A 15949-nucleotide genomic window follows, 5' to 3' on the forward strand; every position below is an offset into this window, starting at 1 on the left:
AATTAATAATACATTTTCTTTTTCTCAAATATCTGCATGTCGTAAGAAAGTGTTCCTTTCTTTAACGCATCTGGTGTACGAAGTGTCCATACAGCAATCGGAAGATGCAGAATGTGCTTTAAAAACCATACTTCAAATCTCGGAAGGTCTGCGAGTTTATACGAGATAAAATCAGGACGTCCGAGTACATTGCCGAGCAGATGTTTTACAATAAAAGACAGTATCCATGGTTCCGGAAGATTGTCTGCAGTCAGATTGGAAGAAAGCTGACCTCTCAGGACATGTGGCGCATGGCGGCGGAACCACCAGATGCCAAGTGTGTTAAAGGACTGCACCATATAAGGACCGTTATAGTTTTTCAGGGCTTCCCATGTCTTTTCGCAGATACTGAGAGAAGATTTCGGAATCTTAAGTTCGATCAGAAGCGGCACCTGCCCGTCTACCAGAGAAAGTACCTCAGAAAAAAGAGGGATGGTTTCAGTGGTATCCTGTAACCGGCAGCGCTGCAGTTCTTTTGACGGAAGTACCTCAACTGCTTCCGGGCGTCCGCAGATACGTGACAGATCATCATCGTGAAATACGACAAGTTTTCCGTCGGTTGACAGATGTACATCCAGTTCAATTCCGTATCCGTGTGAGATTGCAGCCCGGAAAGAAGAAAGGGAATTTTCCGGAATTCCCTTTTCAATACAGTGGTATCCGCGGTGTGCGAACATAGTATGGAGAAATGGGCGGATCTGCTGTTTGTGGGACAGCCTCGGCCAGATCAGATAAAAGTAGAACGATGTGAAAAATATAATAATTCCGGCAATTAGTAAACGCATAAAATAACCTCCCTGTGTACAGAATTATTTACAAGGCGTAATAATACGTAACTTCTCTTTTTCCAGATGTACATGGATGTCAGACTGCAGAAAGACCGGCTCGCCGTCGGTATGTACAGGCAGTGCGCAGTCACTGGTGATCGTGACTTCTGTGCAGGTGTCCAGAGTGATTCCACGGAAACGGGTATGCCATCCTTTGAATGCTGTCGGAAGCAGGCAGAGAACCTTAAGCCGTGTCAGTTCTGAGACAGTAATGATATCCAGTCTGTCATCGGTCCCGCTGGCGGCAGGACAGAAGTTGAATCCGCCGCCTTCATATTTCAGATTCATAACTGCTGTAAAATAGACTTTGTGATAGGTTTTTGTTTCACCGGTTTCGGTTGTGACAGTCATTGTGACCGGTTTTAATGTAAGCAGTTTATGAAGTGCAACACCGAGATAGGTAAGTTTCCCAAGTTTCAGACGGTTCAGAAAAGCTTTGAGCGGCGTGACCATTACCTGATGGCAGACTGCGGCATCAAAGCCGATACCGGTACTTACGGCAAAACGCCGGTGTTTATTTTCATAATCCAGTACACCGACATTCATGGCGGTGTAATGCGAAGGAGAAAGAATCTGTTCCAGAGCACTGTGGATGTCCGTCGGAAGTCCCAGACCTCTGGCAAAGTCATTTCCTGAACCAAGCGGGATATATCCCAGTGTTACTTTGTCTAGATATCTGATCCCATCGATTACTTCGTTTAAAGTACCATCTCCTCCGAGGACAACAATCGTATGAGGAGCACCGTCGGAAGTCAGATCATGCACCAGGCGGGTGGCATGATGCTGATATTTCGTAAATAAAACATTGTATGCGATTTCTTTTTCCAGCAAAATTTTTTCAATCTGTTTCCAGAGAAGAATCCCTCTGCCGGATCTGGCATTGGGATTGGCAATAAACGTGTACATACCGTATTCATCCTTTGCTAATTCATAGATTTCAAAATGATCAGAACAATCCGTTCAGATAAGTAGTAAGGGAACGGCGCATATTACCCTCAAAATCAGCATCGCCACTCTTTAAACACCACTCAAATACATTTCCGATTACGATCATACGGATGTCGGTTGTGATATCCTCCAGATCAGCAGGAGGGGAAATGATTCCGGCATCAATTACGCGTTTCAGATAATCGTGAACGGTGATGATCGGATATGGTCTTTCCGTACGGATCAAAGGGTTCAGGGACTGATTCTTAGGTGTATAGTAATTGGCCATAAATTCAACTCCGAGCTCTTCGCAGTAGTGAACATAATTCAAGTAAACCGAGATGATTGCCTCTTTTGTCCCGGCAGCACTGGACGGAAGATCAAGAAGATCAGGATCCATACTCGGCTGTTCTTCAATATAATAAGAAAGAAGATCATCTTTTGTCTTGAAATGATGATAAAAACTTCCATTGGAGACACCGGCTTCTTCGCAGATATTCTTGATCGACAGCTGCTCATAACCCTGCTTTTGCAGGATCCGTTTGGCTGCCTGAAAGATCTTGGCACGTGTTTCCCTGGATTTGAGTTGTTGTTTTGAGAGTCCTTGTATTTCCTGATTCATAAGTAAAAGCCCCTTTAAGTATTTCTGTTTTTCTGATAAGTTCAAGTAGCTTCAGTATAACATAGAGAAAATATATTTTCAAGAAAACAGAGTGAACTCTGTATTATAGACGCCATTGCATACAGTGGGGAATTCAGTTATAATTATCCGCGTAATAAAGAAGTACAAATTCTTTGAATACGGCAAGAAAGGGAAAGACAAAACATATGGATATTAATCAGGTGATTACCGGGGAACTTGGAGTCAAAAGATGGCAGGTCGATGCGGCGGTAAAATTAATCGATGAAGGCAATACGATCCCGTTTATCGCAAGATATAGAAAAGAAGTCACGGGAACATTGGACGATGCTCAGCTGCGAACATTGTATGAGAGACTGGTATATCTGCGCAATCTGGAAGAAAAGAAAGAACAGGTTCTGTCAAGTATAGAGGAACAGGGAAAACTCACCGGAGAATTAAAAAAGCAGATTCTGGCAGCAGAGACGATGGTTGTGGTAGAAGATCTCTACCGTCCGTATCGTCCAAAACGCCGGACACGTGCCATGATCGCAAAGGAAAAAGGACTGGAGCCGCTTGCAGCAGTCATCACGCTTCAAAAAGCAGATAAACCGGTAGAAGTGTATGCAGAAGAATATGTGAATCCGGAAAAAGAAGTGAATTCTGTAAAAGAAGCAATTGATGGAGCAAAGGATATCATTGCTGAGTCAGTATCGGATGAAGCAGATTACAGAATCTGGATCCGTAAAGCAACCGTACAGCACGGGAAAGTAATCTCACAGGCAAAAGACGAAAATGCGGAGTCTGTATACGAGATGTATTATGATTTCGAAGAACCGGTAAACAGACTTGCCGGACACAGAGTGCTTGCATTGAACCGTGGAGAAAAAGAAAAGTTCCTTACGGTGAAGATTGAAGCACCGCAGGACGATATCTTAAGATATCTGGAAAAGAAGATGATCCACAGTGATAATCCGTATACCACACCGATCTTAAAGGAAGCGGCAGAGGACAGCTATAAGCGTCTCATTGCACCTGCGATTGAGCGTGAGATACGAAGTGACCTGACAGAGAAGGCAGAAGACGGGGCAATCAGCGTATTCAAGAAGAATCTGCATCAGCTTCTGATGCAGCCGCCAATCGTAGGACAGACTGTACTTGGATGGGATCCTGCATTCCGTACCGGCTGTAAACTTGCAGTTGTAGATCCGACCGGTAAAGTCATCGGAACAACGGTTATCTATCCGACTGCTCCGACGACACCGAAGAAAATCCAGGCATCCAAAGATTTGCTGAAAAAGATTATTGAAAAATATAACATTACATTGATCTCTGTTGGAAATGGTACCGCATCCAGAGAATCTGAGCAGTTCATTGTAGAATTATTAAAAGAGATTCCGCAGAAAGTGCAGTACGTAATTGTAAATGAAGCAGGAGCTTCCGTATATTCGGCAAGTAAGCTTGCATCGGAAGAATTCCCGAAGTTTGACGTTGGACAGAGAAGTGCGACATCCATTGCAAGAAGACTGCAGGATCCATTGGCAGAACTTGTGAAGATTGATCCGAAATCCATCGGTGTCGGACAGTATCAGCATGATATGAACCAGAAAAAGTTAAGTGAAGCTTTATCCGGTGTTGTGGAAGACTGTGTAAATAAAGTCGGAGTTGACCTGAATACGGCATCGGCACCGCTCCTTTCTTATATTTCCGGAATATCCGGAGCAATTGCTAAGAATATTGTGGCATACAGAGAAGAGAACGGAAGATTCACAGACAGAAAGCAACTTTTGAAAGTTGCAAAACTCGGACCAAAAGCCTTTGAGCAGTGCGCCGGATTCATGAGAATCCAGAATGGTACGAATCCGTTAGACGGAACCAGTGTACATCCGGAGTCCTATGAAGCTGCAGAAAAACTGCTGAAGAAACAGGGATTTTCATTGGAAGACATCAGCGGAGGAAAGCTAACCGGACTTTCCCTCACGATCAAAGACTATGCAAGACTTGCCGGGGAACTGGAGATTGGAGAGATCACCCTCCGGGATATTGTGAAAGAACTGGAAAAACCGGGACGTGACCCGCGTGACGAAATGCCGAAACCGATCTTAAGAACAGATGTCTTAGATATGAAAGACTTAAAGGAAGGCATGATCCTGAAAGGAACCGTAAGAAATGTCATTGACTTTGGCGTGTTTGTAGATATCGGAGTGCACCAGGATGGACTGGTACACATTTCCGAGATCACGGATAAGAAATTCATCAAGCATCCGCTGGAAGTGGTAAGCGTTGGCGATATCGTGGATGTAAAAGTGATGAGCGTGGATCTTAAGAAGAAGAGGATCCAGCTTACGATGAAAGGAATTTCATAATCCGGGAAAGAAAGTACGGAGAGAGGATGGAGCACATGAAAAAAAGTTGGGAAAAAATAATCAAAACCATTCTGGGAGTTCTGGTCGGCAATCTTGTATTGTCGTTTGCTGTGGCAGCGTTTATCGTGCCGAATGGGATCATTATGGGAGGTGCGACTGGTATCGGTCTTACGATCAGCCATTATTTTCAGGTGAACCTATCGATGATTATTTTGGCGATCAATGCGGTGCTGTTCGTTCTCGGTGCAGTATTTTTGGGAAAGAAGTTTGCATTGACAACGATCATCAGTTCCTTTATTTATCCAATATTCCTGTCGATGGCACAGTCCATTCCGGGAATAGACAAAGTGACGGAGAATAATGCTATGCTTGCGGCATTATATGGAGGGGTTCTCCTTGGAATCGGTATCGGACTGGTGGTAAGAGTAGGTGCTTCTACCGGTGGAACCGATATACTGGCACTTGTGTTACACAAATGGTTTCATGTCCCGGTAGCGGTATTCTTGTATATCGTAGATTTTTCGGTGCTGGGATTTCAGATGCTGTTTTCAGATTCGGAACAGATACTGTATGGTATTCTGAATTTGTTTTTAAGTACGGTTGTGCTGAACCGGGTGATGCTTCTTGGAAAGTCACAGATCCAGTTATTTGTAATTTCGGACAAATACAGAGAAATCCGTCAGAAAGTCTTAACGGATATTGATGCCGGAGTGACGATGGTAGACATCGAGACCGGTTATGGAGAGCAGAAGCAGCAGGGCGTATTATGTGTTATCCACAGCAGAAAGCTGTATTCGGTAAAAGAGGCGATTCAGGAGATCGATCCGAAAGCATTTATCACGATCACGCAGATCAATGAGGTAAGAGGACGCGGATTTACAATGGAAAAGCTGCGTTACGACGAATTGAATCTTACGAAAAACTAGACTTTACAGGTATTGTGAGTTAGAATGTTAACAAAGATTGAAGGAAGGACGAGGTATCATTTATGGAGAAATATACTGGCAAATCAATATTTAAAGGAATTGCAATTGGAAAAATATTGTTCTACCAGAAGGGAGAACAGCCTGTAAAACGTGTGAAAATAGAGGATACTGCAGAACAGATCAAACGTTACGAGGATGCACGCGCAAAGGCAGCAGAGCAGTTACAGGGACTGTATGAAAAAGCATTAAAAGAAGTCGGAGAAGCGAATGCTGCTGTATTTGAAGTACATCAGATGATGCTGGAAGATGATGATTATATTGATTCTGTTGTTAATATCATCGAGACACAGCAGGTAAACGCAGAATTTGCCGTTGCTACAACAGGAGATAACTTTGCGAAGATGTTTGCAGAGATGGAAGATGATTATTTCAAAGCGAGAGCAGCAGATGTAAAAGATATCTCGGAACGTATGGTAAATATCTTAAGTGGGAACGAAAGCGGTGGAGCCATCGGTGATGAACCTGTGATCGTTGTGGCAGAAGATCTTGCACCAAGTGAGACGGTCCAGATGGACAAGGAGAAGCTCCTTGCATTCGTAACCAGACTTGGATCTGCAAATTCACATACAGCAATCCTTGCAAGAACGATGAACATCCCGGCACTGATCGAAGTTGATATTAAAGAAGAGTGGAACGGAAAGATGGCGGTTGTAGACGGTTACACAGGAACATTCTACATTGATCCGGATGAAGAAACTTTAAAGAAAATGCAGGAAAAGAAAGAAGAAGACATCAAAGCAAGAGAACTTCTTCAGGAATTAAAAGGAAAAGAAGATATAACGGTAGACGGAAAACATATCAAATTATATGCAAATATCGGCGGTGTAAAAGATGTTACAAGTGTACTGGCCAATGATGCGGCCGGAATCGGTCTGTTCAGAAGTGAATTCTTATATCTGGAAGCGGATAATTATCCGGATGAAGAAGCACAGTTCCAGGCATACAAGACAGTAGCCGAGAACATGGCAGGTAAGAAGGTAATTGTACGTACACTGGATATCGGTGCGGACAAGCAGGTGGATTATTTCAACCTTGATCATGAAGAAAATCCGGCCATGGGATACCGTGCGATCCGTATCTGTCTGGACAGAAGAGATATCTTCCGTACACAGTTGAGGGCACTTCTTCGTGCAAGCGCATATGGTAACATTGGAATTATGTATCCAATGATCATTTCTGTAGATGAAGTGAAAGAGATCAAGAAGATCGTAGAGTCTATCAAAGCAGAACTGACAGAAAAAGGAATCGAGTACGGTGAAGTTGAACAGGGTATTATGATCGAGACACCGGCAGCAGTGATGATCAGCGATCTTCTGGCAGAGGAAGTTGACTTCTTCAGCATCGGAACAAACGACCTGACTCAGTATACACTGGCAATTGACAGACAGAACAGCAAACTTGACAACATTTATGATTCACATCATCCTGCAGTGCTCCGCATGATCCAGAAGACGATCGAAAACGGACACAAAGCAGGATGCTGGGTTGGTATCTGCGGAGAACTTGGAGCAGATATGACTCTGACAGAGACATTCCTTAAGATGGGAATCGATGAATTGTCTGTATCTCCGACATTTGTTCTTCCGATCAGAAAACTGATCCGTGAGATGAGCACAAAATAATAGTTGCATAGACGGATATGCCGTACTATAATATAGGACGAAAGAAGATTCTTCGGGGCAGGGTGTGATTCCCAACCGGCGGTAAAGTCCGCGAACTGGTCATTTGAAGAATTTCTGGTCAGAGATATCTGGACAGATGTTATCAATGTGATGATCAGCCGATCTGGTGAGATTCCGGAACCGACAGTAAAGTCTGGATGAGAGAAGGATGATATGATATTTACAGAATTATCAGAATGATATGATTGCCCCGTTGCCCTTTTGGGTGACGGGGTTTTTGTCTGAAATGTGAATATCGTATGGTTCAAAATAAGAAGTTTCTTCCTTTAGAATATAATTCAATTTAAAGGAGAAAGAAAGATGAGTACAAAAGTAATGACAAGACAAAATGAAAAAAACAGAAACAAAATCAGGACAATGGCACAGATTGGTATGTTATCGGCAATCGCAACAGTATTGATGCTGTTCGAAATTCCGCTTCCGTTCGCTCCGTCCTTCTATGAGATAGATTTCAGCGAAGTACCAATCCTGATTGGAAGCTTTGCAATGGGATCACTCGCCGGAGCGGCAATAGAACTTATCAAGATCTTACTGAACTTTGCAATCAACGGAACTATGACAGCGGGAGTCGGAGAAATCGCAAACTTCCTGATCGGCTGTTCACTGGTTGTGCCGGCCGCATTGATCTACCATAAGAAACATACCAGAACCGGAGCAGTAGCCGGAATGGCAGCGGGAACCGTATTCATGACAGTAGTCGGATGTTTTCTGAATGCCTTCGTATTACTACCGGCATATGCCAAAGCATTCGGTATGCCGATCGACGGCCTGGTTGGAATGGGAACTGCCGTAAACAAACATATCACAGACCTTAAGACTTTCGTGATACTGGCAGTCGGACCATTCAATCTGCTGAAAGGTATACTGGTATCTTTGATCGTGTTCCTGGTTTATAAAAAAATCAGTCCGATATTGAAGATGAATGCGTAATTTGGGATTTCATTTATTAACTGGGGAAGCGGCCTCTCGGTCCTTGAAGGAAACAATAGATAAGGCTTCTTGTTCAGGTTCCATACCATAAGAAACACTAAGAGAGTCAGAATCACCTAAAAGCAAAGGAACTACGCTCAAACTCGGCGTTCGCCTCAAACACGTTCGCTTCGTTCCTTTAACGGTGATTCTGACTCTCTAATTGTTTCTAACGGCATTCCACATTCACAATAATCCTTATCTATTGTTTTCTTCAAGTCGTGACTGGCAGCGGATGCTAATAAATGAAATGCCCGGAAGTGTAACCCGGTGGAGGCCACTACGGTTACGCACTTGTCATTTCATTCGTAAGGCATTTGATACACACGGAATAAAGCTTGGAAAGGTGTTCCAGTGAATGTGAAAGAGGCGTTGGTAATTCTTAAGGGACAAAATTCTGCGTTGGGTTTTCAAAATTTGACTGTCTGAGGCATATGCCGAGTTTCAAATTTTGAAAGCCTGCTTTTAGCAGAATTTTGCCCCTTTAGAATTGACCCGCCGATGGAACCTGAACAGGAACGCCTTTCCAAGCTTTATTCCGGTTCGGGTATCCACAGCCTTTCTGAATTAAATCCCAATTAAATTTATTCCGCCGGGCAGATTTCCACCCAATACCCATCCGGATCATTGATAAAATAGATACCCATCTCCGGGTTTTCAAAACAGACACAATCCATTTCTTTATGGAATGCCAGTGCCGCGTCCATATCATCTGTCTGCATTGCCAGATGAATTTCATTGTCTCCGAGATCGTAAGGTCTGTCCATATCGCGCAGCCATGTGAGCTCTAATTTGTGCGGGGTGGTATCATCTCCCATGAATACCAGCTTGAAGCTTCCGTCGGCAGCTTCTGTCTCTTTTGTAAGCTTAAGTCCAAGTGCTTTTTGGTAGAATTCGATAGACTTGTCAAGATCGGCAACGTTAATGTTATTGTGATAAAATGTGAATTTCATACGTTTTCCTCCATTATTGATAAAAATTAATATATTTAAGCTGTTATCAGAAAGTATATCATGAGTAGCAGAAGAAAAAAAGATGTGTTATACTTAAAGATACTGAATACAGTGATTTCAAAAAATGGAAAGGGAGAGCTTATGATAATAGAGACAAACAGTGAGAAAGAGACTTGGGATCTGGGATTTAGTCTGGGTGAAAAAGCCTGCGCAGGACAGGTGTATACATTGGTGGGAGATCTGGGTGTCGGGAAGACGATATTTACCAAAGGTCTTGCCAAAGGACTGGGGATAGATGAACCGGTCAGCAGTCCTACATTTACCATTGTGCAGATCTATGATGAAGGAAGACTTCCCTTTTATCATTTTGATGTGTACCGAATCGGTGATGTGGAAGAGATGGATGAGATTGGCTATGAAGATTACATTTACGGAGAGGGCGTCAGCCTGATCGAGTGGGCTAATCTGATTGAAGAGATATTACCGGAACATTACACAGAGATTAAGATAGAAAAGGATCTGGAAAAAGGATTCGATTACCGGAGGATTACAATATGCGAATATTAGCATTAGACAGCTCAGGACTGGTCGCCAGTGTAGCTGTAGTAGAAGACGGGGCAGTGGATGACCAGGTCATTGCCGAATATACAGTCAATTATAAGAAGACACATTCACAGACATTACTTCCGATGCTGGACGAGATCGTGAAGATGACAGAACTGGATCTGCATACCGTAGATGCGATAGCGGTAGCCGGAGGGCCGGGATCATTTACGGGACTTCGTATCGGTTCTGCAACGGCCAAGGGACTTGGACTTGCGCTTGAGAAACCACTGATTCATATTCCGACATTGGAGGGACTTGCCTGCAATCTGTGTGGAATTGCAGATGTTGTATGTCCGATTATGGATGCAAGACGCGGGCAGGTGTATGCAGGAATCTATGAATTTGACGGGCAGAAGCTTCACATACTGGAAGACCAGATGGCAGTTCCGATAGAAGAACTGGGAGAAAAGCTGAAAAAGTATTTAAAAGAAGGAAGAAGAGTAACCTTCCTTGGCGACGGGGTCCCTGTGCATAAGACAAAGATCACAGAAGAGATCCTGCCGGGAGAAGCGGTTACATTTGCGCCGGCAAATATGAACCGGCAGAGAGCTGCATCCGTAGGAACACTGGGAATGCAGTATTATAAAGAAGGAAAGATTGAAACTGCGATGGAGCATGAACCGGAGTATCTCCGTGTGTCTCAGGCAGAAAGAGAACGGAAGGAGAGAATGGAGCATGTATAGATTTCAGTGCGATTATACAGAAGGAGCACATCCGGCAATTATGCAGAGGATGATAGAGACGAATATGGAGCAGACCAACGGATATGGGCTGGATCCATACTGCGACAGTGCAAGACAGAAGATTAAGGATCTGTGTGAATGTCAGGATATGGATGTGCATTTCCTGGTAGGAGGAACACAGACCAATACAACGGTGATCAGTGCGGCACTCCGCCCATATCAGGGAGCGGTCGCGGCGGTAAGCGGGCATATCAATGTACATGAGACAGGGGCAATTGAAGCAACCGGACATAAAGTACTGCCGCTTCCAAGTGAAGATGGAAAGATTGCTGCCGCACAAGTAGAAGAGATGTGCCATGCTCACTGGACGGATGGAAGTCAGGAGCATATGGTACAGCCGGGGATGGTATACATTTCCCATCCGACGGAAAACGGAACACTGTATACAAAGAAGGAATTAGCGGATCTGCATGAAGTATGCAGAAAATATGGTATGTTATTGTTTCTTGACGGAGCACGTCTGGGATATGGGCTGATGGCAGAGACAAATGATATCACACTTGCAGATCTTGCAAAGTATACAGATGTATTTTATATCGGTGGAACTAAGGTGGGCGCATTATTTGGTGAAGCTGTTGTGATCACTAACCGGGCATTGAAGAAAGATTTTCGCTATATGATCAAGCAGAATGGCGGAATGCTGGCAAAAGGACGTCTTCTTGGTATTCAGTTCGATACGCTGTTTACGGATGATCTTTATTTTAAGATATCCGCACATGCAGACGAATTGGCAATGAAGCTTAAAAAGATATTTCTGGAAAAAGGATATGGTCTGCGTTACGATTCCTATACGAATCAGCAGTTCCCGATCCTTCCGGACAGTCATATCGAAAAATTAAAAGAAAAATATGTATTTGAATTCTGGGAGAAGGTATCGGATACCGAAAGCGCAGTCAGATTCTGTACAAGCTGGGCAACAAAACCGGAAGTGGTAGATGAATTGATAAGGGATATCATGGAATGTTAGAAAATCAGATGGGATCAGATAAAATGATTGAAATAAGTGAGGCTGATTTTCCGGAACTTCCGGAGATTGCTGCATTGGAAAGAGAGATATTTCCTGATGCATGGAGTCTGAAAAGTCTGGAAGAGACGTGGAGGCAGAAGAATGCCGCAATATTTGTGGCAAAGACAAAAGAAGGAATGGCCGGATATCTTATCTTCTATTACGTATTAGAGGAAGGTGAAATTGCAAGGATTGCAACGGCACATTCTGTGCGCAGACAAGGGGCAGCCAGTCAGATGTTCCGGAAACTGCTTGACTTCTGTCGGGAGCAGAAGATAACAAGAATCATGCTGGAAGTAAGAGAAAACAATGAAGCTGCCAGACAATTCTATGGAAAATGTGGATTTACGAAAGATGGGATCCGCAGGAATTACTATGAGAATCCCAAAGAAAATGCTGTTTTGATGTCCGTAAATCTGTAGGAAACAATGGTAATTCTTACAGCACTTTCCACTGGTCAGCATACAGATGAAAAGCTATAATATAGGCGTAACTGAGAAAATTACAGACAGAGAATAATGAAAAGAAAACGATGTAATGTATGAAAAACACCGGAAAAAACGGTGACAGGATTACAGGAGGAATGGTATGCGCCAGTTTAAGGAACAGACAAGAAAAGTAAAAGAAGTAACCAGTATTGTATGTAACAAATGTGGAAGAGTGATTCCGGTCGTAGAAGGGGTTCCGCAGGAAGACGTCCTGACAGTGGATAAGCGATGGGGATATTTTTCGGAAAAAGATAACCGGAGAGATCATTTTGACCTTTGTGAATCCTGTTATGATGAACTGACAAGGAACTTTAAGATTAAAATGGAAGAGGAATAGAGGAAAATTATGTTAGATGTATGTTTGTTAGGAACCGGAGGGATGATGCCATTGCCATACAGGTGGCTTACATCCCTGATGGTGCGTTACAATGGAAGCAGTCTTCTGGTCGACTGTGGAGAGGGGACACAGATTGCGATAAAAGAAAAGGGATGGAGCTTTAAACCGATCGACGTGATCTGTTTTACGCATTATCACGGAGATCATATCAGCGGACTTCCGGGGCTCCTTCTCACTATGGGAAATGCGGACCGTACCAAGCCGCTCACATTAATCGGACCAAAAGGACTGGAACGAGTGGTGAATGCACTGCGCGTGATCGCGCCGGAGCTGCCATTCCAGATTAAATATATGGAAATCACAGAGGCAGAGCAGACATTTGAGATGAATGGCTACCGCCTGAGAGCATTTCGTGTAAATCACAATGTGACTTGTTATGGGTATACGATGGAGATCGACCGTGCAGGAAAATTCGATGTAGAAAGAGCGAAGGCATCGAATATTCCACAGGAGTACTGGGGAATATTACAAAAAGGCGAGACGGTGGAGACAAAGAGACATGTATATACACCGGATATGGTACTCGGGCCGGCAAGAAAAGGAATCAAGCTTACGTATACCACAGACACGAGACCTACGGAATCTATTAAGCAGAATGCAAAGCATTCGGATCTCTTTATCTGTGAAGGAATGTATGGCGAAAAGGATAAGCAGAAGAAAGCTAAAGAATATAAGCATATGACATTCTACGAAGCGGCACAGCTTGCAAAAGAAGCAGAAGTAAAAGAAATGTGGCTGACACATTATAGCCCGTCACTGACAAAACCAGAGGAATATATGGACGATGTCAAGGCAATATTCCCGAATTCAATCGCAGCAAAAGATAAGCGCTCGGTAGAACTGGTATTTGAAGATTAGGAGGGAAAATATGAGCGAGACAAAAGATGTATTAATACTGGCGATCGAAAGCTCTTGTGATGAGACAGCAGCGGCAGTTGTAAAGAATGGAAGGGAAGTACTGTCCAATGTCATTTCTTCACAGATTGCCCTGCATACGCTGTATGGAGGTGTTGTGCCTGAGATCGCTTCCAGAAAACATATCGAAAAGATTAATCAGGTTATCGAGGAAGCACTGAAAGAAGCAGAGGTAACACTGGATGATATCGATGCGATCGGAGTGACTTACGGACCGGGGCTGGTAGGTGCACTTCTGGTGGGGGTTGCAGAAGCAAAAGCAATCGCATATGCTGCAGGTAAGCCACTGGTCGGAGTGCATCATATCGAAGGACATATCGCAGCCAATTTTATAGAACACAAAGAATTAGAACCGCCATTTTTCTCATTGGTAGTATCCGGAGGACATACACATCTGGTACGTGTAAAAGATTATGGTAAATTTGATATCATCGGAAGAACCAGAGATGATGCTGCAGGAGAAGCATTTGACAAGGTGGCCCGTGCAATCGGACTGGGCTATCCGGGAGGACCGAAGATTGATAAGGTGGCCAGGAAAGGAAATCCGGATGCTATCACATTCCCACGTGCAAATATAGAAGATGCACCATATGACTTCAGCTTTAGCGGATTAAAATCAGCTGTTCTGAATTATATCAACGGATGCAAGATGAAGGGTGAAGAATACAACCAGGCAGATATCGCAGCTTCTTTCCAGAAAGCAGTTACCGATGTACTGGTTGCGAAAGCTATGCATGCGGTGGAAGAATATAAGGTAGATAAATTTGCCATTGCAGGCGGTGTGGCATCGAATAGTGCTCTCCGTGCAGCTATGAAAGAAGCATGTGAAGATCGGGGAGTAAAATTCTATTATCCATCTCCGATTTTCTGTACGGATAATGCAGCGATGATCGGGGTAGCGGCTTATTACGAATACATGAATGGAACCAGAAGCGGATGGGATCTAAATGCGGTTCCTAATCTGAAACTCGGTGAGCGTTAATTTCAAGAAACAGGCGGTGAACAACAAATGAAGAAGCGATGTGTGGCGATCGTACTTTCGGCAGGACAGGGAAAAAGAATGGGGACATCTATCCAGAAGCAGTATATAGAACTATGTGGGAAACCAATTATCTGTTACTGCCTGGAAGCATTTGAAAAGTCAGAAATTATTGATGATGTGATCATGGTAGCCGGAGCCGGGCAGGAAGACTATGTGACAGAAGAAATTGTAAATAAATATCATTTTGGAAAAGTGCGTGCAGTAATCCCGGGCGGAAAAGAACGTTATGATTCTGTTTGGAATGGGTTAAAGGCTATTCGTGACGGTATGGCCGGAGAAGAGGCAAAAGAAGGTTATGTCTATATTCATGACGGTGCCAGACCGTTCGTAGACGAACAGATTATAAAGAGAGGCTATGCATGCGTAAAGGCAAATCGAGCATGTGTAGCAGGTGTGCCAAGCAAGGATACAGTAAAGATCGTAGATGAAAATCAATTTGCGGTCAATACACCTGTACGTAAATATGTATGGATTGTACAGACTCCGCAGGTATTTGAGACAGAGCTTATTACGCAGGCATATAAGAATCTGATGGAACATGACAGGGAAAATGTAACGGATGATGCCATGGTGGTAGAGCAGGAAATGCAGATTCCGGTGAAACTATATGAAGGTTCTTACTGTAATATTAAGATTACGACACCGGAAGATTTGGATACCGCAAAAGGATTTATTGAGCATATAAAAAGCTGACCGGAGTCTGTGAATAAGTCTTTGCAAAGAACTGTATTTATATACAAAAAATACAGGAAAATAAGAAAAATACAAAAAAATAAAAAAGTTTAAAAAAAGTATTGACGACAGCAAAAAGCTATGATAGAATACATCTTGTCGCTGAGGTGATACGGAAGCGGCAGACAAATAAATAGTTGGAGAGGTATCGAAGTGGTCATAACGAGGCGGTCTTGAAAACCGTTTGTCCGAGAGGGCGCGTGGGTTCGAATCCCACCCTCTCCGCTTTATAAAAACTACCAAGTTTTATCCTGGTAGTTTTTTATATGTCAAAGTATGCAAGGAAGCTGCTGGTGACATTTCTGTATGGAGAAATACCCAAGCTGGCCGAAGGGGCTCCCCTGGAAAGGGAGTAGGTCGTTAATAGCGGCGCGAGGGTTCAAATCCCTCTTTCTCCGTTTGGTTGATATATAAGCAGTATGAATAAAAAAGGTTTAGAAAAACTTATTGACAAAGTTCGACTGCTATGATATATTAACTTAGTCGTCGCAAGAGACAAGGTTGAAAGACAACAATGTTAATGCTTGAGATGATAAATTATCTTTTGAATCAATAAAAGTTGATTCGAAAAAAGAATAAAATAACAGTTGACAAACACAACTGCTTGTGATATTCTTAATAAGCTGTCGCTTGAGACAAACGAATGTTTGAG

16 protein-coding genes, 2 tRNA genes and 1 riboswitch are annotated in these 15949 nt (G+C 43.3%); of the genes, 14 read left to right on the forward strand and 4 right to left on the reverse strand.

From position 1 onward, the window contains the following. Window positions 1-2: 2 nt before the first annotated feature. From GT508_RS05290 to GT508_RS05300, 3 genes are read right to left on the reverse strand one after another with little or no spacing between them, the layout of a single operon-like run. Window positions 3-824, reverse strand: a complete 822-nt coding sequence (locus tag GT508_RS05290; protein WP_161143714.1) for a glycerophosphodiester phosphodiesterase — start codon at window positions 822-824, stop codon at window positions 3-5. Between the two features lie 24 nt (window positions 825-848). Then, window positions 849-1772 (reverse strand): diacylglycerol/lipid kinase family protein, encoded by a 924-nt coding sequence (locus tag GT508_RS05295; protein ID WP_161143715.1) that lies wholly within the window; start codon window positions 1770-1772, stop codon window positions 849-851. 40 nt (window positions 1773-1812) lie between these two features. Next, window positions 1813-2415: a TetR/AcrR family transcriptional regulator gene (locus tag GT508_RS05300; protein WP_117597684.1), complete on the reverse strand. Its 603-nt coding sequence runs from the start codon at window positions 2413-2415 to the stop codon at window positions 1813-1815. A 206-nt stretch (window positions 2416-2621) separates the two neighbouring features. Between GT508_RS05300 and GT508_RS05305 the strand changes: the two genes are divergently transcribed. The 4 genes from GT508_RS05305 (at window position 2622) to GT508_RS05320 (ending at window position 8376) form a co-directional block, all read left to right on the forward strand. Then, window positions 2622-4778 carry a Tex family protein gene (locus GT508_RS05305; protein WP_117597784.1) on the forward strand — a complete coding sequence of 719 codons (2157 nt, stop codon included), beginning with the start codon at window positions 2622-2624 and terminating at the stop codon, window positions 4776-4778. A gap of 35 nt (window positions 4779-4813) precedes the next feature. Further along, a complete protein-coding gene (locus GT508_RS05310) occupies window positions 4814-5704 on the forward strand; it encodes a YitT family protein (RefSeq protein ID WP_118309592.1) in 891 nt (296 codons plus the stop codon). 62 nt (window positions 5705-5766) lie between these two features. Next, a complete protein-coding gene (gene ptsP, locus GT508_RS05315; protein WP_055283771.1) occupies window positions 5767-7386 on the forward strand; it encodes a phosphoenolpyruvate--protein phosphotransferase in 1620 nt (539 codons plus the stop codon). A 44-nt stretch (window positions 7387-7430) separates the two neighbouring features. Beyond that, a riboswitch (FMN riboswitch) is annotated at window positions 7431-7599 on the forward strand. Window positions 7600-7746: 147 nt separating this feature from the next. Beyond that, window positions 7747-8376 (forward strand): ECF transporter S component, encoded by a 630-nt coding sequence (locus GT508_RS05320; protein ID WP_161143716.1) that lies wholly within the window; start codon window positions 7747-7749, stop codon window positions 8374-8376. 623 nt (window positions 8377-8999) lie between these two features. On the opposite strand, the gene GT508_RS05325 is transcribed toward GT508_RS05320, so the two are convergent. Beyond that, the gene (locus GT508_RS05325; RefSeq protein ID WP_161143717.1) at window positions 9000-9368 is read right to left on the reverse strand and encodes a VOC family protein; all 369 of its coding nucleotides are present in this window, start codon (window positions 9366-9368) and stop codon (window positions 9000-9002) included. A 141-nt stretch (window positions 9369-9509) separates the two neighbouring features. On the opposite strand from GT508_RS05325, the gene tsaE reads away from it, so the two are divergent. The 10 genes from tsaE (at window position 9510) to GT508_RS05375 (ending at window position 15695) form a co-directional block, all read left to right on the forward strand. Further along, entirely contained in the window at window positions 9510-9935 is a 426-nt protein-coding gene (gene tsaE, locus GT508_RS05330; protein ID WP_028088421.1) for a tRNA (adenosine(37)-N6)-threonylcarbamoyltransferase complex ATPase subunit type 1 TsaE, read from the forward strand. Beyond that, window positions 9923-10657: a tRNA (adenosine(37)-N6)-threonylcarbamoyltransferase complex dimerization subunit type 1 TsaB gene (tsaB, locus tag GT508_RS05335; protein WP_055283777.1), complete on the forward strand. Its 735-nt coding sequence runs from the start codon at window positions 9923-9925 to the stop codon at window positions 10655-10657. Before tsaE ends, tsaB begins: the two co-directional genes overlap by 13 nt. Next, entirely contained in the window at window positions 10650-11684 is a 1035-nt protein-coding gene (locus GT508_RS05340; protein ID WP_118225726.1) for a threonine aldolase family protein, read from the forward strand. Before tsaB ends, GT508_RS05340 begins: the two co-directional genes overlap by 8 nt. After that, window positions 11678-12145 carry a ribosomal protein S18-alanine N-acetyltransferase gene (gene rimI / locus GT508_RS05345; protein ID WP_243144072.1) on the forward strand — a complete coding sequence of 156 codons (468 nt, stop codon included), beginning with the start codon at window positions 11678-11680 and terminating at the stop codon, window positions 12143-12145. Before GT508_RS05340 ends, rimI begins: the two co-directional genes overlap by 7 nt. Window positions 12146-12311: 166 nt before the next feature. Next, window positions 12312-12548: a hypothetical protein gene (locus GT508_RS05350; protein WP_118225725.1), complete on the forward strand. Its 237-nt coding sequence runs from the start codon at window positions 12312-12314 to the stop codon at window positions 12546-12548. Window positions 12549-12557: 9 nt separating this feature from the next. After that, window positions 12558-13466: a ribonuclease Z gene (locus GT508_RS05355; protein ID WP_028088416.1), complete on the forward strand. Its 909-nt coding sequence runs from the start codon at window positions 12558-12560 to the stop codon at window positions 13464-13466. A gap of 10 nt (window positions 13467-13476) precedes the next feature. Continuing rightward, window positions 13477-14505, forward strand: coding sequence for a tRNA (adenosine(37)-N6)-threonylcarbamoyltransferase complex transferase subunit TsaD (gene tsaD / locus GT508_RS05360; protein ID WP_161143718.1), 1029 nt, complete (start codon window positions 13477-13479; stop codon window positions 14503-14505). 27 nt (window positions 14506-14532) lie between these two features. Continuing rightward, window positions 14533-15258 carry a 2-C-methyl-D-erythritol 4-phosphate cytidylyltransferase gene (gene ispD / locus GT508_RS05365; RefSeq protein ID WP_055303703.1) on the forward strand — a complete coding sequence of 242 codons (726 nt, stop codon included), beginning with the start codon at window positions 14533-14535 and terminating at the stop codon, window positions 15256-15258. 178 nt (window positions 15259-15436) lie between these two features. Beyond that, window positions 15437-15522 (forward strand) — tRNA-Ser (locus GT508_RS05370). A gap of 83 nt (window positions 15523-15605) precedes the next feature. Further along, window positions 15606-15695 (forward strand) — tRNA-Ser (locus GT508_RS05375). The last annotated feature ends 254 nt before the right edge of the window (window positions 15696-15949 follow it).

Origin of the sequence: Dorea sp. BIOML-A1, from assembly GCF_009875615.1 — a bacterium.
GTDB lineage: Bacteria > Bacillota > Clostridia > Lachnospirales > Lachnospiraceae > Dorea_A > Dorea_A amylophila.